This window comes from Massilia rhizosphaerae (assembly GCF_016093545.1).
GTDB classification, from domain to species: Bacteria; Pseudomonadota; Gammaproteobacteria; order Burkholderiales; family Burkholderiaceae_D; genus Telluria; species Telluria rhizosphaerae.
The window spans coordinates 98,584-119,314 of the sequence record NZ_JADKYX010000008.1 but is presented as its reverse complement, the minus strand read 5'-3'; the positions used below and the strand labels follow the sequence as shown (position 1 = coordinate 119,314).

Sequence of the window (20,731 nt, the reverse complement as noted above, 5' to 3'; positions counted from 1 at the left end):
ATAATAGCGGACGCAATTCCCATCGTTTCCCTGGCGCCTAGTCAGCATGCAGAGCTGGGGACTATCCAAAGGAGCTTTACAAAATGGCATCAGTTAACAAGGTCATCATCGTCGGCAACCTCGGCCGCGATCCGGAAATCCGCTACATGCCGAGCGGCGACGCCATCGCCAACATCGCCGTGGCCACGTCCTACAAATCGAAGGACCGCAACACCGGCGAGCAGAAAGAACTGACCGAGTGGCACCGCATCTCGTTCTTCGGCCGCCTCGCCGAGATCGTCGGCCAATACCTGAAGAAGGGTTCGTCGGTCTACGTGGAAGGCCGCCTGCAGACCCGCAAGTACACCGACAAGGACGGCATCGAGCGCTACGCCACCGACATCATCGCTGAAAACATGCAGATGCTGGGCGGCCGCCAGGGCATGGGCGGCGGCGACAGCTACGGCGGCGGCGACGACATGGGCGGCTACGACGCCGCACCGAGTCGCCCGGCCCCGCGCCAGGCCCCGCCGGCCCCGGCCGCACGTCCGCAGCCGAAACCGGCGCCGAACTTCTCGGATATGGATGACGACATCCCGTTCTAAAGCATACCAGCCGCAGGGAAGTCGAAAAGCCCCATAACTCGTTGAAGTTATGGGGTTTTTTGTTTTCTTAAAACAGCGGATAGGGCAACGCGACCGTCATCAAGTATATTGAAACCCTATGTATTGTTAGGGTATGCTTGTACTTAACGGGGGATTCGAGGATGCCTTATGAACAAGATCGACGCTATTAACAAGCTTGCCGCGCTGGATCGTGCCGGTGTGTACGTGTTATCGAAGGGCGACCTCGCTAAGGCTTTTCCGCAGGAAAAAGAAAAGGCGCTCGAAAAATCTTTGCAACGCCTGGTAGGCGATGGGATCTTGCAGCGCGTCGCAAAAGGTGTGTACGTCAACACGATGGCCAAGTCAAAGAAAGGGCAAGTCATCGAGGACATTGCATCTGTGCTCAGACGTGGTCACTTTTCCTACGTCACAAGAGAGTCGATGCTTTCCGAGTATGGCGTTATCTCCCAGGTTCCCATGAGCCGCATCACGCTGATGACGACGGGGGCGAACGGCATTTATGAAACGCCGTATGGGGTCATTGAGTTTACGCACACGAAGCGCCGGCCGGCGGAGCTCATCGCGCGCACGATGTCGGTCAAAGGGCGGCCGTTACGTATCGCCACGAAGCAGGCTGCGCTGGCAGATCTCGTCCGCGCCGGCCGCAACACCGATATGATCGATAAGGAAGCACTTTCCGATGCCTGAAGACTTCAACGAACTTGTCGATGCCGCCATGCAGCAGCCGGGCCGCGCCGTCATGCGCCCAGTGGTCGAAAAGGAGATCCTTCACTACGATATTTTTTACGCGCTCGATGCGGCGGGTCTGCTGAAGGAACTGGTATTCCAGGGCGGTACGTCCTTGCGTTTGTGCCGTGGATCCAATCGTTTTAGCGAGGATCTCGACTTTGCCGGGGGCCGAGACTTCACCTCGAAAAAAATGGAGGCCATCAAGGCGTGTGTCGAGAAGCATCTCGGCACGCGCTATGGGCACCTTGCCCGACTACGAAAATGTCCGGGTCGACAAATGGCAAGTGACCGTCGAAACGTCCCCTGAACGTCGTGACATGCCGCGCCAACGCATCAAACTCGAGATCGCGAACATCCCGGCCTATACGAGCGAATTGGTTCCACTTCGCCAGAACTACGAGTTCCTGCTCGGTTACGGTCTCTTGCTGGTCAATGCCGAGTCGATCGACGAGATTCTTGCGGACAAAATGGTGGCATTTCCAGCCTCCGTGAAAAACATCCGGTATCGAGATATCTGGGATATCGCGTGGCTTCAACAACAAGGTGCAAAACTCGATCCAACGCTCGTGGAGCGCAAGATCGGGGACTACCACATCGACGATTACGAGCGGCTGCTCGGGGACGCGATTGCCAGGCTTCCAGGCCTCATCGATGGGAAAGCATTCGTCGACCAGATGACCAGGTTTATCGATGCCGATACCCTCGCACGCACGCTGCGCGAGCCCAGGTTTGCGGATTACCTGAAAAGTACGGTCGGCCAGGTTCTCAAGTCGATGGCGGCTCACCTTGCTGGAACGCGCGACGAAGCGGGCCATGGCTTCAAGATGTAGAAGAGGATGACGCGGTGCCGAAAGGCGTCGAATACAGTTTGACGGCGGCGTCGCGCACGTTGCTCCCGATTCTTCAGGCGTTGCACGAATGGGGTGTCGATCACGCGCGGCGTAACGGGATCGATTTACGTTTGCCTGAACAGGATCGGAGCACATGATGGTGATCGAATATGTCCGCTACAAGATACCGGCCGACCAGGCCGACCAGTTCGTTGCCGCCTATGCGGCGGCCGGCAACGCGCTGCGCCGGTCCAGCCACTGCCAGGGCTTCGAGCTGAGCCGGTGCGTGGAAGAGCCGACGTCGTTCATCCTGCGGATCGAGTGGGACTCGGTCGACGGGCACATGAACGGCTTCCGCAAGAGCCGCGAGTTCAGGGAGTTCTTTGCGAGCGTCAGGCCGTTCGTCGGCAACCTCGAAGAGATGCGGCACTACGAGGCGGCACCAAAATAGCCGCCCGCCGTGCAGGACAATTTATGGATGAGAGCCTGGATGTTTTCGCATCACGAGCCGACGCGATCTTTCGCCGCCTTTTTTTGTAATCTCAGATCGGCTTGCGTTTTCAGGGCCGCGTCTGATTTATCCACCCACTGGGTGTCGACCGGGAACCCGAGGTCGGCAAACCGGCTTGCGACATTGGCCAGCATCGCCTTGTTCCGATCGGCATATTCACTGTAGCGGCCGGAGTCATTGTTGATGTAGAAGACCGGCTCACGATCTTTCGCGCCGGGCTTCCCGAAGCGTAGCTCGCCGCCCATCCGGGCCTCCGGTTCCTTCAGACCGCCCACCAGCGTTGGATGGCCTAAGCCCAATTTCTCGCCCGAAGGCTGCTTGCTTTTCGCCAACATGAGCTGGCCATTCCGGGCGATGTTCCACTTGAACACGGCACCGGCTTGTAATTCGTCACCGATATTTTTCAGTTGCGCGGGCAGTTCCGGATTCAATATTGGGTTCAACACGATACGCCCAGGGTGGACAACCACCATCCCGTTCTGCGGGTTCCGTTCGGCAGCCTGGACGCCGGATGCTTTCCCGCTCTTGGCGCGCGGGGGCCGCGCGGCACCATATAACGTATCGAGATCGGGTGCCTGGCGCATCCGCTGCGCGCTCCATTCAGGAAATGCACTTGACGAAGCGTGGCTCCCGGCGTTGGACGGGGAGGGCGGAGCGCTCAGCGTCCTGCGTAGTGGCCGGTTGCCATTTTGCTGCTGCGACGGCAACTGCTTCAGCTGGGCGGTAGTTCTCAATATATGCGTGAGGCGTCCTGTGCTCGCCGATCCATGCGCCTGCGCCGAGGGGGATGCCTGGTTTGGCTCCGCAGAGTAATCCGCAGCAGGCCGGCCCACACCGGTTATCGACTTCGGAGCCATTGTTTAATCCCCTTCGTGGACTTTTCCGCGATAGCGCGAATATCGCTGAGTGACTTCGAACCGCAACATGGTTCCCATCTCGCCGTTACACCCGTCAGCCAAACGCCAGCATCCCGGTGCCGACCAGGGCAACCAGCGCCGGCGCCCGTTGCCGGAGCCGCGCGCTGCGCGCCGCCAGCAAGCCCAGCGCCATCAGCCCCATGCTCATGCAGATGGCGCCCGCGGCCGCGCCCGCGCCCACGATTTCCTGGCCGTGGGCGTGGCCATGCACCAGGCTGAATGCGGCGGCCAGGACGAGTCCCAGGCGTGCGGGAAGGTGGGCGGCGCCGAGGCCCATCAGGCCCGCCACCAGCACGCTGGCGGCCAGCAAGGGCTCCACGGCGGGCAGCGCCATCGGCGCGAACGCGCCGAGCGCCAGGCCGGCGCAGACGGTTGCCAGCGCCTTGCGCGGCACGCCCGCGGCGCGGCTCCATATGCCCAGCCCCGTCATGGCCAGCCAGTGGTCGAGCCCGAGCAGGGGGTGGGCGAGACCCTGGAGGAAGCCGGTGCCGCCGTGGCCCGGGTGGGCCCAGGCGCTGCCGGCGGACATCAGGACGATCAAGGTAATCCAGCGCTTCATGCCGCATGCTCCTGTTGGATGGCGCCCAGCAGGCCTTGTTCGCGGATGAACGCGACGACGTCCTCCACGCCGGCCCCGGTACGCAGGTTGGTGAAAACGAAAGGCCGCTCGCCGCGCTGGCGGCGAGCGTCGGCGGCCATGATGTCGAGGTTGGCGCCGACGTGCGGCGCCAGGTCGGTCTTGTTGATGATGAGGAGGTCCGAGCGCGTGATGCCCGGGCCGCCCTTGCGCGGAATCTTTTCGCCGCCCGCGACATCGATGACGTACAGCGTCAGGTCCGACAGCTCGGGGCTGAAGGTGGCGGCCAGGTTGTCGCCGCCCGACTCGACCAGGATGAGCTCGAGGTCGGGAAAGTCCGCCTGCAGGCGCGCGATGGCTTCCAGGTTGATCGAGGCGTCCTCGCGGATGGCGGTGTGCGGGCAGCCGCCCGTCTCGACCCCCATCAGCCGCTCGGGCGGCAGCGCCTGCGCCCGCAGCAGGATCTCCATGTCTTCGCGCGTGTAGATATCGTTGGTGATGACGGCCATGTCGTGGTGGTCGCGCATCGCCCGGCACAGCTGCTCGCACAGCGCCGTCTTGCCCGAACCGACCGGGCCGCCGACGCCTACGCGCAAGGGATTCGATTGCATGCTAGCTCCTTATTCTGCGTTACGACCGGTACAGCCGGCCGTGCTGGACTTCGTGGTACATGGACAGCTGGGCCAGTCCGGGCGACCAGCTCGATAATTCGTCGTCGGGCAGCGCGCGCGCCCGCGCGCAGGCGCGCTCGATCGCGGGCCGCAGCGCCAGCAGCAGCCGTTGCCCGGCCACTTGGCCGAGCGGAATCGACTTCACGCATGCCAGCACCTGGTTCTCGCTCCACGAGAACAGCATCGCCAGCAGCGCTTCCTCATGCGGCACCTGCAGCGCGTGGACCGCCCGGGCCAGCGCGGCGGGCAGGCAGGTGTCGCGCATGGCGGCGGCCGGAGCGAGGTCGAGATCGGCCAGCAGCCGGGCCAGCGAAAAGCCCATCTGCACCGTCTCCGCGCGCAGTTCGGCGCTTTCGCGCGACGCCAGGTAGCGTGCATTCCACTGCTCGAACGCGGCCTCGTCGCCGGCGCCGCACGCGGCCAGCAGGCGCCAGAACACGGCGCCGTCCCATGTCGCGAGCACGTCTTCCAGCTGGCGCTCCAGGTACTTTGCGGCGCTGGCGGGGCAGGTGACGCGGCCGCGTTCGATCGCCGTTTCCAGGCCTTGCGAATAACTGTAGGCGCCCACCGGCAGCGACGGACTGGCCAGCTGCAACAGGTGCAGCAGCGCCGTCGCGTTCACGTCCGCTCCACGTCGCCGGGACGGTGGATTTTCTGGCGCAGCGGGACGGGCGCCAGCAGGTGGCGCGGTTCGTGATCGTGGCCGTGGCCGTGTCCGCCCGCGCTGTAGGCGCCGGGTTCGGGGTGGAAGGTGGCCTGTTCCTCGGTCACCGTGGCGCCCAGGCCCGCCAGCATGTCGCGCAGGACCGGGTCGGCGCGGATGCGCAGGTGGTCGGCGCCGATCTGCACCTGGCTGTGCCGGTTGCCGAGGTGGAAAGCGCAGCGCACCAGCGCGTGCGGACTCGCCGCGCCGATGCGGTAGGTCGCTTCCTGTGCCGCGCGCACGCGCACCACGGCGCCCTCCGGCCCGGTCAGCAGGTCGCCGTCGCGCAGCACCGAGCCGCGCGGCAAAATCAGGGCGGCCGTCGCGCCCGAAGCGAGGTCGAGGCGCAGGCGGCAGCGTTCGCGCTGGTCGTAAGCCAGCACCACCTCGTCGGTGATCCGGTCGGCCCGCTCCAGGCGGGTATGCAAGGTCAGCATCGGCGTCTCCTCAAAACAGAAAATAGCGTTGCGCCAGCGGCAGCTCGGTGGCCGCTTCGCAGGTCAGCAGCTGGCCGTCGGCGCGCACCTCGTAGGTTTCCGGGTCGACCTGCATGACCGGCGTGGCGCCGTTGTGGATCATGTCGGCCTTGGTCAGTCCGCGCGTGGCGCGGACCGGCAGGACGGTCTTGGCCAGCCCCAGGCGCTGGGCGATGCCATCGTCGAACGCGGCCTGCGACACGAAGGTCACGGATTTTTTGAGCCCGCCGCCGAAGGCCCCGAACATGGGCCGGTAATGCACCGGCTGGGGTGTCGGAATCGAGGCGTTCGGGTCGCCCATCTGCGCCATCGCGATCATGCCGCCTTTCAGGATCATCGACGGCTTGGCGCCGAAGAACGCCGGCTTCCACAGCACCAGGTCGGCCAGCTTGCCCACCTCGATCGAGCCCACCACGTGGGCGATGCCGTGCGTGATGGCCGGATTGATCGTGTACTTGGCGATGTAGCGCTTGACCCGGAAGTTGTCGTCGGTGGCGCCCGGCCGGTCCGGGTCGGCCAGCGGGCCGCGCTGCACCTTCATCTTGTGCGCGGTCTGCCAGGTGCGCAGGACGACTTCGCCCACGCGGCCCATCGCCTGCGAGTCGGACGACATCATCGAGATCGCGCCCAGGTCGTGCAGGATGTCTTCGGCGGCGATGGTTTCGCGGCGGATGCGCGATTCGGCGAACGCCACGTCTTCCGCGATCGCGGCGTCGAGGTGGTGGCATACCATCAGCATGTCCAGGTGCTCGTCCAGCGTGTTCACCGTGTACGGGCGGGTCGGGTTGGTCGACGAGGGCAGCACGTTGGCTTCGCCGACCGCGGCGATGATGTCCGGCGCGTGGCCGCCGCCCGCGCCCTCGGTGTGGAAGGTGTGGATCGTGCGGCCCTTGAACGCGCCCAGCGTACTTTGCAGGAAGCCGGCCTCGTTGAGGGTGTCCGAGTGCAGCGCGACCTGCACGTCGAAGCGTTCTGCCACGGCCAGGCAGTTGTCGATCGCCTGCGGCGTGCTGCCCCAGTCTTCGTGCAGCTTCAGGCCGACGACGCCGGCGCGGATCTGTTCTTCGAGGGGGCCCGGCAGGCTGACGTTGCCCTTGCCCAGGAAGCCGAGGTTCATCGGAAAGGCGTCGGCCGCCATCAGCATCGAATGGATGTGCCAGGGGCCGGGCGTGCAGGTGGTGGCGGCCGTGCCCACGGCGGGACCGGTGCCGCCGCCGAGCATGGTGGTGACGCCGCTGCTCAAGGCCTCGTCGATCTGTTGCGGGCAGATGAAATGGATGTGGGCGTCGACGCCGCCCGCGGTGACGATATTGCCTTCGCCCGCGATGATTTCGGTCGCCGCGCCGATCGCCATCGTGACGCCCGGCTGGATGTCCGGATTGCCGGCCTTGCCGATCGCCGCGATGCGCCCGTCCTTCAGCCCGATGTCGGCCTTGACGATGCCCCAGTGGTCGACGATGACGGCGTTCGTGACGACCGTGTCCATCACCTCCGCGTGCAGCCGCTGCGACTGGCCCATGCCGTCGCGGATCACCTTGCCGCCGCCGAATTTCACTTCTTCGCCGTAGTGGGCGGCGGCGTAGTCGTGTTCGATCTCGATGAACAACTCGGTATCGGCGAGGCGGATGCGGTCACCCACGGTCGGTCCGAACATCTCGGCATAGGCCTGCCGGCTGATGGTCGCCATGTCAATCTCCTCCGAGCGGCGGCAGGGCGCCCATCACCTGGCCGTTGAACCCGTACACGACGCGCGCGCCGGCCAGCGCCACCAGTTCGACCGTGCGGTGCTGGCCCGGTTCGAAGCGCACGGCCGTACCGGCCGGGATGTTCAGGCGCATGCCGAGCGCCGCCGCGCGGTCGAAGCGCAGCGCCGCGTTGACTTCGGCGAAATGGAAGTGCGAGCCGATCTGCACGGGGCGGTCGCCGCCGTTCGCGACGCGCAGCGTCACGGTCGGGCGGCCGGCGTTGATGACGATCTCGTCGTCGCGCAGCAGGTATTCACCAGGGATCATGGGAGGCCTTACGCAATCGGGTGGTGGACGGTGACCAGCTTGGTCCCGTCCGGGAAAGTGGCTTCGACCTGGATGTCGGGGATCATCTCGGGCACGCCCTCCATGACGTCGCCGCGCGCCAGGACGGTGGTCCCCGCGTGCATCAGCTCCGCGACGCTGCGGCCGTCGCGCGCGCCTTCCATGATGGCGGCGGAGATGAGCGCCACCGCTTCCGGATAGTTGAGCTTCAGCCCGCGCGCGCGGCGCCGCTCCGCCACCAGGGCGGCGGTGAAGATCAGCAGTTTGTCTTTTTCTCTTGGGGTCAGGTCCATGTCGGCACGGTGCGAAACGAGGGATTTTCAGGTGGCCCAGATGCGGGGGGAAAGGGCGGCGCGGCCGATCACGTGCGGGCGCAGCAGCTGCCACACGCCCGTCATCACGCGGCGCGCGTGTTCGCTGTCGCCGCACAACAGGCGCGCGATGAACACGGATTTCAGCTGGCTCGCTCCGAGCGCCGGATCGAGCGCGCGGATCTGCGCCAGCAGCGCGGCGGGCAGCGCAGGGCCGACCGCGGTGAGCGTGGCGCAGACCGTGTTGCCGTCCAGGCCGAACGGGCCGTTCATTGCCGCCGAACCGGCATCGATGCGGGCCTGTTCGTACCACAGCAACTGGCTGCCGCTCCAGATCTCGGCATGCAGGCGCAACCCGCCGCGCTCGAAGCGTTCGCCGCTGGCCTGGCGGCCGAAGCACAGGATGTCGCAGCCGACATAGCGTGCGCCGGCGCCCAGGCGCACGACCTGGCGCTGCACGGCGCGCGCGCCGTCGAAGTAGATCGTCTCCTGCGGCAGCCATTCGAGCGCCGCGCCGTCGCCGGCGGCCAGCCGCAGCGACTGGTGCGCCGCCCCATCGTCGCCGCGATACCACTTGGCCGCGCCGGGCGAGGTCAGGAACGCATGCGCGGCCGGGCCGACCTGCGCGTCGATCTCGAGCCGGTCGCCGGCGCCGATGCCGCCCGGCGGATGGACCACGATCGCGTGCACGGTCTGCGCGCCTTCCGGGTACAGCGCCTTTTGCACGCGCAGCGGACCATGATGGCGGTTGCGCCGCAGGCGGCTCGCGCCCCCGTCGAAGGCGAACTCCAGTTCCAGCCTGGCCAGCCAGCCGGCAGGGGAGTCGATGTGGTTGTTCGGCTCATCTCGCATGCCGGCCTACGTAGCAGTTTCCGTGCCACGGGTTTCCGCGCGCACGGCATATATCAGTGCATCGCCGCGATGGCGGCGGCCCGCGGTGCACCGTGCCGATGCATTCACGATGCCGTCCGCATGCGATGGGCGACGATGGTGCGGCGGCATGCGGCGGACGCACCGTTTTCGTCCGGTGCGCGCGGACGTCTCGGCGCCGCCACTACGTTGCTTGACGTATGTGCAGGCGCCGTCGAGCTGGCTAATCTGATTGCAACACCGCAACCCCAACCGCAATCAGAAAAGGCTCAGCCATGCGTACCATCTCGCTCCACCACCTTGCCCGCGGCGCCATCGGGATCGCCTGCCTCAGCGTCCTGCAAGCCCATGCCGGCGCCACGATCTCGATGGGCGACGACCGTTCGGTCAGCGTCGGCTTCGGCATGCGCGCCAGCTATGCCAGCATCGAAAACGGCGCGCCGGACGGCAGCTCGCACTCGAACGACTTCAACCTGGACAGCGCACGCATCTTCCTCGGCGCCGCGCTCACCAAGAACATCAAGGGCATGCTCAACACCGAATGGGACGGCGAACAGATCCGCGTGCTCGACGCGGCCGCCATGTTCAGCGTGTCGCCCGAACTGAACGTGTGGGCCGGCCGCCTGCTGTCGCCCAGCGACCGCGCCAACATGGCCGGTCCCTACTATTCGCTGGGTGGCGGCTACTGGGCCGGCGTCGCCTCGCGCTACGGCTACAACGGCGGCATCTTCCGCGGCCGCGACGACGGCGTGGTCGTGTGGGGCAACGCCATGGACGGCAAGCTGGGCTACTCGTTCGGCGCCTTCGAGGGCCACACCTTCGGTATCGGCTCGCTCACCCAGTCCCAGGCCCGCGCGGCGCACGTGGACGCGGGCGACTCGCTCATGTACGCGGGCCGCCTGCAGCTCGACCTGTGGGACGCGGAGCCCGGCTACTACGGCACCGGCAACTACCTGGGCGACAAGGACATCCTGGCGTTCGGCGTCGCGGCACGCACCCAGAAGGACGGCGTGCTGACGGCCGCGCGCAGCGGCGACTATCTCGGCTACAACGTCGACTTCCTGCTGGAGAAGAAGCTGCCCGGCGGCGCCGTCGGCGTGGAAGCCGCCTGGTACCGCTACGACACCGGCAACGTGGTCCGGTCCGAGCAGGGCGACGCCTGGTCGACCGGCCTGTCGTGGGTCTTCGGCCAGGCCATCGGCGTGGGCAAGCTGCAGCCGTTCGTGCGCCTGCAGAAGTTTGCCGCCGACACCGGCATCGACCAGCGCCAGGACGACGTTGGCGTGAACTACATCATCAGCGGCTACAACGCGCAGGTCGGCGCGGTGTATTCGCGCACCCGCGTCACCGGGCAGGCCTCGAACTCGAAGTTCGTCGTCGCCCTGCAGGCCCAGTACTAAGCGATCCATTCTCCTACTTTGACACTCCCGTGAGGCTCACCATGCAAAACCGCCGTACCTTCATCGCCACCCTGACCCGCGGCGCCGCCGCCGCCGCACTGATGGCGGGCAGCTTCGCCGCCCACGCCGCCGACACGATCAAGGTCGGCATCCTGCATTCGCTGTCGGGCACGATGGCGATCTCGGAAACCTCGCTCAAGGACGTGGCCCTCATGACCATCGACGAGATCAACGCCCACGGCGGCGTGCTCGGCAAGAAGCTCGAGCCGGTGGTCGTCGATCCGGCATCGAACTGGCCGCTGTTCGCTGAAAAAGCCCGTGAACTGATCAGCAAGGACAAGGTCGCCGTCGTGTTCGGCTGCTGGACCTCGGTGTCGCGCAAGTCCGTGCTGCCGGTGTTCAAGGAACTCAACAGCCTGTTGTTCTACCCGGTGCAGTACGAAGGCGAAGAACTCGAGAAAAACGTGTTTTATACGGGCGCCGCGCCGAACCAGCAGGCGATTCCGGCAGTGGAATACCTGATGAGCAAGGACGGCGGCGGCGCGCGCCGCTTCGTCCTGCTCGGCACCGACTACGTGTACCCGCGCACGACCAACAAGATCCTGCGCGCTTTCCTGAAGAGCAAGGGCGTGAAGGACAGCGACATCATGGAGGTCTACACCCCGTTCGGCCATTCGGACTACCAGACCATCGTCGCCAACATCAAGAAGTTTTCGGCCGAGGGCAAGACCGCCGTCGTCTCGACCATCAACGGCGACTCGAACGTCCCGTTCTACAAGGAGCTGGGCAACGCCGGCCTGAAGGCGACGCAGGTGCCGGTGGTGGCGTTCTCGGTCGGCGAGGAAGAGCTGCGCGGCGTCGATACCAAGCCGCTGGTCGGCCACCTGGCGGCCTGGAACTACTTCGAGTCGGTCAAGAATCCGGTCAACGCCGAATTCGTCAAGAAATGGCGCGCGTACGCCAAGGCCAAGCACCTGCCGAACGCCGACACCGCCGTGACCAACGATCCGATGGAAGCGACCTATGTCGGCATCCACATGTGGAAGCAGGCCGTCGAAAAGGCGGGCAGCACGGATACCGACAAGGTGATCGCGGCCATGGGCGGCCAGGCGGTGAAGGCGCCGTCCGGCTTCACGCTGACCATGGACGCCACCAACCATCACCTGCACAAGCCGGTGATGATCGGGGAGATCCGCGCCGACGGCCAGTTCAACGTGGTGTGGAAGACCAAGCAGACCGTGCGCGCCCAGCCCTGGAGCCCCTACATTCCGGGCAATGAAGGCAAGCAGAAGCTGTAAGCCGTCCCGAGGAAAGCCGCCGTTCCGCGCCGCCCGGGCGCGGGACGGCGCGCCAGCGCCTCCACCCAACCGCCTTCTTTGGCCGCAGCCATGATTCCAAGATCTCTTTCGCGACGATTTTTCCGCCATTTACTGTGCGCCTTCGCACTGCTTCACTGCGCCCTGGCGCAAGCGGTCGACCCGGCGCTGCTCGGCGCCCTGGCCGGCGACGACACCGATGCCCGCATCGCGGCCGTCCACCAGCTGGCGCTCGCGGGCGACCGCGATTCGCTGCGCGTGCTGGACGCCCTGCACGCCGAGACGGCGTACGTCGCGCCGGATGGCCGCCTGCTGGTGGTCGAGGACGACAAGGCCTGGGACCCGGCCACCGGCGCCACGACGGCGCCGCCGGATGGCGTCGACGGCCTGGTGATCAACAACCGGCTGCGCGCCGCGGTCGACGCGGCGCAGGCAACGGTCGACCTGGGCGCCGCGCAACCGGCAACCCGGCTGGCGGCCGCGCACGCGATCCAGTCCGCCGGCGTCGAGCCGGCCCAGGCGCCCCTGTTGCGCCGTGCCCTCGCCCGGGAGACCGACCCGGACCTGCGCGCGCTGCTGGCGCAACTGGCCGCCAGCGCGGACCTGCAGGCACCCAGCGCGCAGGTCCGCCTCGACGCGGCGCGCACCCTGGCCGACAGCAGCGACGCCCAGGTGCGGCCGCTGATCGAGGCGCGCCTCGCGGGCGGCGAGACCGACGCCCGGGTGCGCGCGGCGCTGGCCCAGTCGCTGCACGCCATCGACAACCGCATCCGCCGCACGGAAATGATCGGCAACCTGTTCTACGGCCTGTCGCTGGCGAGCGTGCTGCTGCTGGCCGCGCTCGGGCTGGCCATCACGTTCGGCCTGATGGGCATCATCAACATGGCGCACGGCGAGCTGTTGATGATCGGCGCCTATACCACCTACGTGGTGCAGACGCTGTTCCGCCACTACCTGCCCGGCGCGCTGGACTGGTACCTGCTGGCGGCCTTGCCCGCGGCGTTCGCCGTGGCGGCGGGCGTCGGCATGCTGCTCGAGCGCAGCGTCATCCGCTGGCTGTACGGCCGGCCGCTGGAAACCCTGCTGGCCACCTGGGGCATCAGCCTGCTCCTGATGCAGACCGTGCGCACGCTGTTCGGCGCACAGAACGTGGAAGTGGCCAACCCGACGTGGATGTCGGGCGGGATCACGGTGCTCGGGTCGCTGGTGCTGGCCTGGAACCGGCTGGTCATCATCGGCTTCGCGCTGGCGGTGGCAGGCGCGCTCTGGCTCATCCTGAACAAGACGCGCCTGGGCCTGTTCGTGCGCGCCGTCATGCAGAATCGCCGCATGGCCGACTGCGTGGGCGTGCCCACCGGGCGCATCGACATGCTGACCTTCGGCCTGGGCTCGGGCATGGCCGGGCTGGCCGGCGTGGCGCTGTCGCAGCTGGGGAACGTGGGGCCGGACCTCGGGCAGTCCTACGTCATCGATTCCTTCATGGTCGTGGTGCTCGGCGGCGTGGGCCAGCTGGCGGGAACCGTCATCGCCGCGCTGGGGCTGGGCGAAGTCGACAAATTGCTGGAACCGCTGGCCGGCGCGGTGATCGCCAAGATCCTGATCCTGGTCTTCATCATCATCTTCATCCAGCGCCGTCCGCAAGGACTGTTCGCGCTGAAGGGCAGGAGCGTCGAATGAAAGCGCAATCGCTGTTCTCGGGCCGCGCGTGGAGCGCGATCCTGGCCTGCGCCGTGGTGCTGGCCATGCTGCCGCTGCTGAATCTCGCGTTCGCGCCCGGCCAGGCGCTGCACGTCCCGGCCTGGATCGTCGCGCTGGGCGGCAAATTCATGTGCTACGCGCTGGCCGCGCTGGCGCTGGACCTGGTGTGGGGCTATACCGGCATCCTGTCGCTCGGCCATGGCCTGTTCTTCGCGCTCGGCGCGTACGCGCACGGCATGTACCTGATGCGCGCGATCGGCCGCGACGGCGTGTATCAGAGCACGCTGCCGGACTTCATGGTCTTCCTCGACTGGAAGGCCTATCCGTGGTTCTGGTCGTTCACCGACAGCTTCGGCTACTGCATGCTGCTGGCGGTGGCGGCGCCCGGCCTGCTGGCCTTCGTGTTCGGCTACTTCGCATTCCGGTCGCGCATCAAGGGCGTGTACTTTTCCATCATCACGCAGGCGCTGACCTATGCGTTCATGCTGCTGTTCTTCCGGAACGACACGGGCTTCGGCGGCAACAACGGCTTCACCGACTTCAAGCGCATCCTCGGCTACGGCATCACCACGCCGCAAACCAAGGCGGCCCTGTACCTGGCGACGCTGGCCGTGCTGCTGGCGGCCCTGCTGCTGTGCCGGGCGCTGGTGACGTCGCGCCTGGGCCGGGTGCTGCAGGCGGTGCGCGATTCCGAAGCGCGGCTGATGTTCATCGGCTACGACCCGCTGTGGTTCAAGCTGTTCGTCTGGACGGTGTCGGCCATGTTGTGCGGACTGGCCGGGGCCCTGTATGTGCCGCAGGTGGGCATCATCAACCCGTCCGAGATGTCGCCGGCGAACTCCATCGAAATGGTGGTGTGGGCCGCGGTCGGCGGGCGCGGGACGCTGGTCGGACCGATCCTCGGGGCGTTTGCCGTCAACGGCCTGAAAAGCTGGTTCACGGCGGCGTTCCCCGACCTGTGGCTGTTCGTGCTCGGACTGATCTTCATCGGCGTGACCCTGTTCATGCAGAAGGGGATGACGGGCGCCTTCGAAGCGCTGTGGCGGATGCGCCGGCGGCGCGCGGCCGCGCCGGCGTCCGGCGCCCCGGCGGAATCCGCGCAACGCGGCAAGGAGGCGGCATGAGCACGGTACTCAAGCAGGACGACGCGGTCGATACCCGCCACGGCGTCATCCTGTACCTGGAAGACGTCACGGTGTCGTTCGACGGATTCAAGGCGCTCAACAAGCTCAATCTCGACATCTCGGTCGGGGAGCTGCGCTGCATCATCGGGCCGAACGGCGCGGGCAAGACCACGATGATGGACGTCATCACCGGCAAGACGCGGCCGAGCGGCGGCTCGGTCTTTTTCGGCCAGTCGCACGACCTGGCGGCGATGACCGAATACGAGATCGCCCACGCCGGCATCGGCCGCAAGTTCCAGCGTCCGACCGTGTTCGAGCATCACACGGTGTTCGACAACCTCGAGCTGGCCATGAAAGCCGACAAGCGGATCTGGCCGACCTTGTTCGCGCGCCGCAGTGCGCAACAGGACGAGCGCATCGACGCCGTGCTGCGCCTGATCCGGCTGCACGACCAGGCCCGGCGCCCCGCGGGGCTGCTGTCGCACGGCCAGAAGCAGTGGCTCGAGATCGGCATGCTGCTGATGCAGGAGCCGCAGCTGATCCTGCTGGACGAGCCGGTGGCCGGCATGTCCGACGCCGAGACCGAACGCACCGCGGAGCTCCTGAACGAATTGCGCGGCAAGCACTCGATCGTCGTGGTCGAGCATGACATGGGATTCGTCGCCGAGATCGCCCGCCAGGACAAGGTGACGGTGCTGCACGAGGGGGCGGTGCTGGCCGAGGGCCGGATGGACCAGGTGCGGCAGGACGAGCGGGTCATCGAAGTCTACCTGGGACGGTAACGCCATGCTGAAAGTCGAACAACTCAATCAATATTACGGCTCGTCGCACACGCTGCGCGGGGTGTCGCTGGAACTGCACCGCGGCGAATGCCTGACGCTGCTGGGCCGCAACGGGGTGGGCAAGACCACGCTGCTCAAGTGCCTGATGGGCGTGCTGCCGGTCGCATCCGGTTCGGTGGCGCTGGACGGGCGCGACATCACGCGCCTCAAGCCCCACCAGCGCTCGCGCGGCGGCATCGCCTACGTGCCGCAAGGACGCGACATCTTCGCCCGCCTGACGGTCGAGGAAAACCTGCTGATGGGGATGGCGAGCCTGCCGGCGCGCGAAGCGTCGCAGGTGCGCGGCGAGGTGTACGAACTGTTCCCGGTGCTGCGGGACATGCTCGGACGGCGCGGCGGCGACCTGTCCGGCGGGCAGCAGCAACAGCTGGCGATCGCGCGCGCGCTGCTCTCCAGGCCGCGCCTGATCATCCTGGACGAGCCCACCGAAGGCATCCAGCCTTCCATCATCAAGGACATCGAGCGCGTGATCCGCATGCTGCGCGAACGCGGCGACATGGCGATCCTGCTGTGCGAGCAGTACTTCGACTTCGCGCGCGCGCTGGCCGACCGCTTCGTGGTGCTGTCGCGCGGCGAAGTGGTGGCCACGGGCGCGGCGGCGCAGATGGACACGCCGGAGGTGCGGCGCCACCTGTCGGTGTAGGTGCAGGTGTAGGCAAGCGCCCGGCGTCAGGCGGCCAGCAGCGGTCCGGCGCCGTCCTGGCCGGCCGTGCGCAGGCGGTTCATGGCCTGCGCCGCCGCCGCGGTGCGGGTCTCCACGCCCAGCTTGTCGAACACGTGTTCGAGGTGCTTGTTGACGGTGCGCGGGCTCATGCCGAGGATGTCGCCGATGTCGCGGTTGGTCTTGCCCATGACGACCCAGTGCAGCACCTCGGCTTCGCGCCGGGTCAGGCGCAGCAGGGACGACAGGCGTTCGACCTGGGCGGTGTCCGATTCTTCGCGCAGGACCACGGTCCACTGCTGCGGGTCGCGCATGTCGGCCACGCTGAACAGGAGCCGGCGCGTCGGCAGGGCGATGGTGAGAACGACGCCGGGGCTGCGCGGCAGCGCGGCGAGCCAGGCGGCCAGGCTCGCGTTCGCGGCGTCGCGGTCCGGCTGCTCGGGACCGGCCAGGTAGGCATCCATCCATTGGCGCGCCAGCGGCGTCTGCCAGATGATGCGGCCGCTCCCCGGCACCACCGCGCACACGGCGTGGCCGAAGGCGTCCAGCGCGCTGCTGGCCTGCTGCATCAGCCGCGCGGCGCGCAGGTGCGACTGGATGCGCGCCAGGACTTCGCTTTGCCGCACCGGCTTGGTGACGTAATCCGTGCCGCCCGCCGCGAATGCCGCCACCACGTGTTCGCTGTCGGTCAGGCCGGTCATGAAGATGATCGGCAGCTGGCGCAGCCGGGGCATGGCGCGCAGGCGGCGGCAGACTTCGAACCCGTCCATGCCCGGCATGACCGCGTCGAGCAGGATCACGTCGGGGACGACCTGTTCGATGCGCTCCAGCGCGGCCGCGCCGCTGTTCGCCACCAATACCGTGTAGCCCGATTCGTCGAGCGTATCGTGCAGGACCGCGAGGTTTTGCGGCACGTCGTCCACGATGAGAATCACTTGCCCTTCAAGGCATCGCTGTAGCACCGGGTCCTCCCTGTTCCAGAAAGCGCGCCAGCACGTCCAGCTCGAAGCGGCTGGCGTGCGCCTGCACGGTATCGCAGAACCCGGCGTAGGCCGGGTCCAGTGCGCGAATGATGTCGAGCCGCGCCTGCAGCCCGCGCACGTAGCCGAGCTTGAGCTGTTCGCGCAGGGCGTCCAGGTGCTCGGCGGGCGGGATCGCGGCGGCGCCGCGCGCCGGGCCCGTGCCGGCGCCGGCCTGCGTCACCCACGTCAGTTCCAGCTTGCGGCCGATCCAGTCCAGCAGCTCGTTGACGTTGACCGGTTTGACGAAGAAATCCTCGCCGGGGATGGCGGCCGGATTCTCCTGTCCCTTGTCGAACGCGTTGGCCGAGACGATCGCGATCGGCACCTGCGACCGGTGCACGTCGCGGATCAGGCGCGCGACTTCCCAGCCGTCGATGCCCGGCATGGCCAGGTCCAGCAAGATCAGGTCCGGCGCCAGCTCGCCGACGCGCCGCAGGCATTCGGGACCGGAACCGGCCTGCTCGACCACGAAGCCCAGCGGCGCCAGCGCACAGCGCAGCATCTCGCGGTCGACCGCTTCGTTGTCGACCACCAGCACGCGTCGGGGCGGGCCCTGGAATCCGATCCGGTCCCGCTGTTCCGCGGCGTTCGGCGGCGGCGCCTGGACGCGCGGCAGGCGCAGGCGGATGCGCACCGTCGTGCCCTTGCCGGGGACGCTGTCCAGCTGCAGCTCGCCGCCCATCAACTGGGTCAGCACCTTCGTGATCGGCAAGCCCAGGCCCGTGCCGCCGGTGCCGGCGCGGTCGCTGGCGCTGCCGCGCGAGAACGGCTCGAAGATCCGTTCCAGTTCGTCGGGCTGGATGCCGGGTCCGGTGTCTTCGACTTCGAACAGCGCCGTCTCGCGCTGGTAGCGCAGGCGCAGCACGACGCTGCCGCGTTCCGTGAACTTGAACGCGTTGCCGAGGATGTTGATGAGGATCTGGCCGAGGCGCTTGCGGTCGGCCAGCACGTGCCCGGCCAGCGTGCCGTCGACGTCGAAGCGGAAATCCAGCCCGCGCTCGGCCGCCTGCTGCTCGAACATGCGCACCAGCTGGGCCATGAACGCCGCGAACGGGAGCGTCTGCATGTTGAAACTGAATTTGCCGCTCTCGATGCGCGCCATGTCCAGCGTGCCTTCGATCAGCGACAGCAGGTGCTCGCCGCTGCTGCGAATCACCTGGATCGCCTGGCGCCGCTGGGCCGGAATGGCCGGGTCGTTGTCGAGCAGCTGCGCATAGCCCAGGATGCTGTTCAGCGGCGTGCGGATTTCGTGGCTGAGGCCCGCCACGTAGCGGCTCTTGGCCTGGTTGGCCTGGTCGGCCGCCCGCTTCGCCTGCTGCAGCTGGGCGTCGGTGCGGCCGTGCAGTTCGATCTCGCGCGTCAACAGGCTGGTCTGGCGATTCGATTCTTCCTGCGCCACGCGCCGGCTCTGGCTGGTCAGCACCAGCCACCAGGCGGCGATGGCGCTCACCAGCGTCAGCGCGCCGAACAGCTTGATGAAGGCCAGGTGCAGGCGGGCCAGGCTGGCGGCGTCGCCGGGCAGCGCCGCCTCGTGCTGGTAGAGCAGGGCAAGCAGCGCGGCGAGCACCGCCAGGATCACCAGCATGAGCAGCACGAAATGCGCCAGGCCGCCGGTGAGGTAAGGCCACGCGGCGCGCGGCAGCATCGCTTTCGCGGCCGCCTCCCACTGGGCCGACAGGCGGGCGTGGGGCTTGCACACGTCGTCGCAGCGCGCATCGAGGCAGCAGCACAGCGAGCAGATCGGACCTTGGTAGGCCGGGCAGTGCGCCGTGTCCTCGGCTTCGTAGCTGCGCTCGCAGATCACGCATGTCTGCTGGCGCGGCGTCGCGTGGGCGGGCGAGGGCGCGCGCGCGATGTAATAGCGGCCCTTCGTCAGCCAGGCGATCAGCGGCGCGGCGGCCAGCGCGGTGGCCAGGGCCACGACCGGAGACAAGGCTTGCGCCGTCGTTCCCAGCGTGCCCGTGTACGCGCAAATCGATGCGAGCGACGCCAGCAGCATGGCGCCCACGCCCACCGGATTGATGTCGTACAGGTAGGCGCGCCGGAATTCGATGCCCGCCGGGCTCAGGCCGAGCGGCTTGTTGATGACGAGGTCGGCCACCACGGCCGCGATCCAGGCGATGGCGACGTTCGCATACAGGCCGAGCACGTGTTCGAGCGCGGTGAACACGTCCAGCTCCATCAGCAGGACGGCGATGAGCGCGTTGAACACGGCCCACACCACGCGGCCGGGATGGCTGTGCGTCAGCCGCGCGAAGAAATTCGACCACGCGAGCGAACCCGCATACGCGTTGGTCAGGTTGATCTTCACTTGGGCGACGACGATGAAGAACACGGTGACGGCCAGGGCGAACGCCGGATCGCCGAAGACCTGGCGGAACCCGGCCAGGTACATGTGGGTGGGATTGACCGCGTCCGCCCAGGACACGCCGGACCGGAGCGCCAGCAGTGCGAGCAGGGCGCCGCCCAGCATCTTGAGCATGCCGAACACGATCCATCCGGGCCCAGCGCCCAGCACGCCGATGTGCCAGCGCAGGCGGTTGTGCGGCGTCTCTTCCGGCATGAACCTCAGGAAGTCGACTTGTTCGCCGATCTGGGTGACGAGCGCCACGCCGACGGCCATGGCCGCGCCGAATCCGGCCAGCGTGAAGCCGGCGGTGGACGACTGGCCGGAAAATCGCGGCAGCTGCGCCAGCACGTCCGGCCGCTTCGCGAAGATGTACGCGAACGGGAGGACCTGCAGGCAGATCCAGACCGGCAGCGTGGCCAGCTGGACACGGCTGATCAGCGTGACGCCGTGCGTGACCAGCGGGATCACGATCAGGGCGCTGACCAGGTAGCCGATGTGCAGGGGCATGCCCAGCGCGAGCTTGAGCGCGTACGCCATGATCGCGGCTTCCAGCGCAAACAGGATGAAGGTGAACGAGGCGTAGACGAACGACGAGATGGTCGAGCCGATGTAGCCGAAGCCGGCGCCGCGCGTCAGCAGGTCCATGTCCAGGCCGTGACGGGCGGCGTAGTAGCTGATCGGCAGGCCGGTGAAGAAGATGACGATCCCCACCGCGATGATGGCCCAGAAGGCGTTCGTGAAGCCGTACGTGACGGCGATCGAGCCGCCGATCGCTTCCAGCACCAGGAACGAGATCGCCCCGAACGACGCGTTCGACACACGGAATACCGACCACTTGCGAAACGCGCGCGGCGTAAACCGCAGCGCATAGTCTTCGATGGTCTCGTTGGCCACCCAGGTGTTGTAGTCGCGCCGGATCTTGATGATGCGTTGTGGCGCTTCCTGGGTAGCGTTGCACTGTTGTGGTGCGCTGTCCGGCATGGGCTAGGGCATTTGGGTTGTGAGTGCGCGTGAATTGGGCCAGGACGAGCTGCTGCAAGAATTGGGCCCGTTGCCCAGGCACGCACCGGTATGGCAGCCATCGATCG

Annotated in this window: 23 protein-coding genes; 12 read left to right on the top strand and 11 right to left on the bottom strand. The window is 67.1% G+C overall.

Translation table 11 applies throughout. The features are described 5' to 3' along the window. Nucleotides 1–83: 83 nt before the first annotated feature. From ssb to ISF28_RS13940, 6 genes are all read left to right on the top strand, one after another. Nucleotides 84–584: a single-stranded DNA-binding protein gene (gene ssb / locus ISF28_RS13965; RefSeq protein WP_056437874.1), complete on the top strand. Its 501-nt coding sequence runs from the start codon at nucleotides 84–86 to the stop codon at nucleotides 582–584. Between the two features lie 168 nt (nucleotides 585–752). After that, on the top strand, nucleotides 753–1,292 hold the full coding sequence (abiEi, locus tag ISF28_RS13960) for a type IV toxin-antitoxin system AbiEi family antitoxin (RefSeq protein ID WP_198117789.1): 540 nt from the start codon (nucleotides 753–755) through the stop codon (nucleotides 1,290–1,292). Beyond that, entirely contained in the window at nucleotides 1,285–1,641 is a 357-nt protein-coding gene (locus tag ISF28_RS31400; RefSeq protein WP_198117788.1) for a nucleotidyl transferase AbiEii/AbiGii toxin family protein, read from the top strand. The genes abiEi and ISF28_RS31400 overlap by 8 nt, the downstream gene beginning before the upstream one ends. Beyond that, nucleotides 1,619–2,164 (top strand): nucleotidyl transferase AbiEii/AbiGii toxin family protein, encoded by a 546-nt coding sequence (locus ISF28_RS31395; RefSeq protein WP_502572575.1) that lies wholly within the window; start codon nucleotides 1,619–1,621, stop codon nucleotides 2,162–2,164. The genes ISF28_RS31400 and ISF28_RS31395 overlap by 23 nt, the downstream gene beginning before the upstream one ends. A gap of 14 nt (nucleotides 2,165–2,178) precedes the next feature. Next, nucleotides 2,179–2,322, top strand: coding sequence for a winged helix-turn-helix transcriptional regulator (locus tag ISF28_RS31190; RefSeq protein WP_198117786.1), 144 nt, complete (start codon nucleotides 2,179–2,181; stop codon nucleotides 2,320–2,322). Then, complete coding sequence (locus tag ISF28_RS13940; protein ID WP_198117785.1) at nucleotides 2,319–2,615, top strand: putative quinol monooxygenase; 297 nt, start codon at nucleotides 2,319–2,321, stop codon at nucleotides 2,613–2,615. Before ISF28_RS31190 ends, ISF28_RS13940 begins: the two co-directional genes overlap by 4 nt. A gap of 50 nt (nucleotides 2,616–2,665) precedes the next feature. On the opposite strand, the gene ISF28_RS13935 is transcribed toward ISF28_RS13940, so the two are convergent. From ISF28_RS13935 to ISF28_RS13895, 9 genes are all read right to left on the bottom strand, one after another. After that, the gene (locus tag ISF28_RS13935; protein WP_198117784.1) at nucleotides 2,666–3,259 is read right to left on the bottom strand and encodes a hypothetical protein; all 594 of its coding nucleotides are present in this window, start codon (nucleotides 3,257–3,259) and stop codon (nucleotides 2,666–2,668) included. Between the two features lie 367 nt (nucleotides 3,260–3,626). After that, the gene (locus ISF28_RS13930; protein ID WP_198117783.1) at nucleotides 3,627–4,151 is read right to left on the bottom strand and encodes a HupE/UreJ family protein; all 525 of its coding nucleotides are present in this window, start codon (nucleotides 4,149–4,151) and stop codon (nucleotides 3,627–3,629) included. After that, a complete protein-coding gene (gene ureG / locus ISF28_RS13925) occupies nucleotides 4,148–4,780 on the bottom strand; it encodes an urease accessory protein UreG (RefSeq protein ID WP_198117782.1) in 633 nt (210 codons plus the stop codon). Before ureG ends, ISF28_RS13930 begins: the two co-directional genes overlap by 4 nt. A gap of 19 nt (nucleotides 4,781–4,799) precedes the next feature. Then, nucleotides 4,800–5,462 carry an urease accessory protein UreF gene (locus ISF28_RS13920; RefSeq protein WP_198117781.1) on the bottom strand — a complete coding sequence of 221 codons (663 nt, stop codon included), beginning with the start codon at nucleotides 5,460–5,462 and terminating at the stop codon, nucleotides 4,800–4,802. Next, nucleotides 5,459–5,980 (bottom strand): urease accessory protein UreE, encoded by a 522-nt coding sequence (gene ureE, locus ISF28_RS13915; protein ID WP_198117780.1) that lies wholly within the window; start codon nucleotides 5,978–5,980, stop codon nucleotides 5,459–5,461. Before ureE ends, ISF28_RS13920 begins: the two co-directional genes overlap by 4 nt. Before the next feature lie 10 nt (nucleotides 5,981–5,990). Then, entirely contained in the window at nucleotides 5,991–7,706 is a 1,716-nt protein-coding gene (gene ureC / locus ISF28_RS13910) for an urease subunit alpha (protein WP_198117779.1), read from the bottom strand. A gap of 1 nt (nucleotide 7,707) precedes the next feature. Next, nucleotides 7,708–8,031, bottom strand: coding sequence for an urease subunit beta (locus ISF28_RS13905; protein ID WP_198117778.1), 324 nt, complete (start codon nucleotides 8,029–8,031; stop codon nucleotides 7,708–7,710). A gap of 8 nt (nucleotides 8,032–8,039) precedes the next feature. Then, nucleotides 8,040–8,342, bottom strand: a complete 303-nt coding sequence (locus tag ISF28_RS13900) for an urease subunit gamma (RefSeq protein WP_198117777.1) — start codon at nucleotides 8,340–8,342, stop codon at nucleotides 8,040–8,042. 27 nt (nucleotides 8,343–8,369) lie between these two features. Further along, nucleotides 8,370–9,212 carry an urease accessory protein UreD gene (locus tag ISF28_RS13895; RefSeq protein WP_198117776.1) on the bottom strand — a complete coding sequence of 281 codons (843 nt, stop codon included), beginning with the start codon at nucleotides 9,210–9,212 and terminating at the stop codon, nucleotides 8,370–8,372. A 293-nt stretch (nucleotides 9,213–9,505) separates the two neighbouring features. Here ISF28_RS13895 and ISF28_RS13890 point away from each other — a divergent pair, with 293 nt between their 5' ends. From ISF28_RS13890 to urtE, 6 genes are all read left to right on the top strand, one after another. Further along, a complete protein-coding gene (locus tag ISF28_RS13890; RefSeq protein WP_198117775.1) occupies nucleotides 9,506–10,630 on the top strand; it encodes a porin in 1,125 nt (374 codons plus the stop codon). Nucleotides 10,631–10,731: 101 nt separating this feature from the next. Beyond that, nucleotides 10,732–11,928, top strand: a complete 1,197-nt coding sequence (gene urtA / locus ISF28_RS13885; RefSeq protein ID WP_229519091.1) for an urea ABC transporter substrate-binding protein — start codon at nucleotides 10,732–10,734, stop codon at nucleotides 11,926–11,928. 90 nt (nucleotides 11,929–12,018) lie between these two features. After that, nucleotides 12,019–13,623, top strand: coding sequence for an urea ABC transporter permease subunit UrtB (gene urtB, locus ISF28_RS13880; protein ID WP_198117773.1), 1,605 nt, complete (start codon nucleotides 12,019–12,021; stop codon nucleotides 13,621–13,623). Continuing rightward, nucleotides 13,620–14,768, top strand: coding sequence for an urea ABC transporter permease subunit UrtC (urtC, locus tag ISF28_RS13875; RefSeq protein WP_198117772.1), 1,149 nt, complete (start codon nucleotides 13,620–13,622; stop codon nucleotides 14,766–14,768). The genes urtB and urtC overlap by 4 nt, the downstream gene beginning before the upstream one ends. Continuing rightward, complete coding sequence (gene urtD, locus ISF28_RS13870; protein ID WP_198117771.1) at nucleotides 14,765–15,550, top strand: urea ABC transporter ATP-binding protein UrtD; 786 nt, start codon at nucleotides 14,765–14,767, stop codon at nucleotides 15,548–15,550. The genes urtC and urtD overlap by 4 nt, the downstream gene beginning before the upstream one ends. A gap of 4 nt (nucleotides 15,551–15,554) precedes the next feature. Next, on the top strand, nucleotides 15,555–16,253 hold the full coding sequence (gene urtE / locus ISF28_RS13865) for an urea ABC transporter ATP-binding subunit UrtE (protein ID WP_198117770.1): 699 nt from the start codon (nucleotides 15,555–15,557) through the stop codon (nucleotides 16,251–16,253). 26 nt (nucleotides 16,254–16,279) lie between these two features. On the opposite strand, the gene ISF28_RS13860 is transcribed toward urtE, so the two are convergent. After that, nucleotides 16,280–17,206: a response regulator gene (locus tag ISF28_RS13860; protein ID WP_198117769.1), complete on the bottom strand. Its 927-nt coding sequence runs from the start codon at nucleotides 17,204–17,206 to the stop codon at nucleotides 16,280–16,282. 7 nt (nucleotides 17,207–17,213) lie between these two features. Further along, nucleotides 17,214–20,624, bottom strand: coding sequence for a hybrid sensor histidine kinase/response regulator (locus tag ISF28_RS13855; RefSeq protein ID WP_198117768.1), 3,411 nt, complete (start codon nucleotides 20,622–20,624; stop codon nucleotides 17,214–17,216). Between the last annotated feature and the right edge of the window lie 107 nt (nucleotides 20,625–20,731).

Bases quoted from the DNA above. Each gene is read 5' to 3' on its own strand.
- urtB (WP_198117773.1), top strand. From the start codon at position 12,019: ATGATTCCAAGATCTCTTTCGCGACGATTTTTCCGCCATTTACTGTGC.
- ISF28_RS13855 (WP_198117768.1), bottom strand. From the start codon at position 20,624: ATGCCGGACAGCGCACCACAACAGTGCAACGCTACCCAGGAAGCGCCA.
- ISF28_RS31400 (WP_198117788.1), top strand. From the start codon at position 1,285: ATGCCTGAAGACTTCAACGAACTTGTCGATGCCGCCATGCAGCAGCCG.
- abiEi (WP_198117789.1), top strand. From the start codon at position 753: ATGAACAAGATCGACGCTATTAACAAGCTTGCCGCGCTGGATCGTGCC.
- ISF28_RS13940 (WP_198117785.1), top strand. From the start codon at position 2,319: ATGATGGTGATCGAATATGTCCGCTACAAGATACCGGCCGACCAGGCC.
- ISF28_RS13900 (WP_198117777.1), bottom strand. From the start codon at position 8,342: ATGGACCTGACCCCAAGAGAAAAAGACAAACTGCTGATCTTCACCGCC.
- urtC (WP_198117772.1), top strand. From the start codon at position 13,620: ATGAAAGCGCAATCGCTGTTCTCGGGCCGCGCGTGGAGCGCGATCCTG.
- ureG (WP_198117782.1), bottom strand. From the start codon at position 4,780: ATGCAATCGAATCCCTTGCGCGTAGGCGTCGGCGGCCCGGTCGGTTCG.
- ISF28_RS13905 (WP_198117778.1), bottom strand. From the start codon at position 8,031: ATGATCCCTGGTGAATACCTGCTGCGCGACGACGAGATCGTCATCAAC.
- ureC (WP_198117779.1), bottom strand. From the start codon at position 7,706: ATGGCGACCATCAGCCGGCAGGCCTATGCCGAGATGTTCGGACCGACC.
- ISF28_RS13890 (WP_198117775.1), top strand. From the start codon at position 9,506: ATGCGTACCATCTCGCTCCACCACCTTGCCCGCGGCGCCATCGGGATC.
- ISF28_RS13935 (WP_198117784.1), bottom strand. From the start codon at position 3,259: ATGCGCCAGGCACCCGATCTCGATACGTTATATGGTGCCGCGCGGCCC.
- ISF28_RS13895 (WP_198117776.1), bottom strand. From the start codon at position 9,212: ATGCGAGATGAGCCGAACAACCACATCGACTCCCCTGCCGGCTGGCTG.
- ISF28_RS13930 (WP_198117783.1), bottom strand. From the start codon at position 4,151: ATGAAGCGCTGGATTACCTTGATCGTCCTGATGTCCGCCGGCAGCGCC.
- ssb (WP_056437874.1), top strand. From the start codon at position 84: ATGGCATCAGTTAACAAGGTCATCATCGTCGGCAACCTCGGCCGCGAT.
- urtD (WP_198117771.1), top strand. From the start codon at position 14,765: ATGAGCACGGTACTCAAGCAGGACGACGCGGTCGATACCCGCCACGGC.
- urtE (WP_198117770.1), top strand. From the start codon at position 15,555: ATGCTGAAAGTCGAACAACTCAATCAATATTACGGCTCGTCGCACACG.
- urtA (WP_229519091.1), top strand. From the start codon at position 10,732: ATGGCGGGCAGCTTCGCCGCCCACGCCGCCGACACGATCAAGGTCGGC.
- ureE (WP_198117780.1), bottom strand. From the start codon at position 5,980: ATGCTGACCTTGCATACCCGCCTGGAGCGGGCCGACCGGATCACCGAC.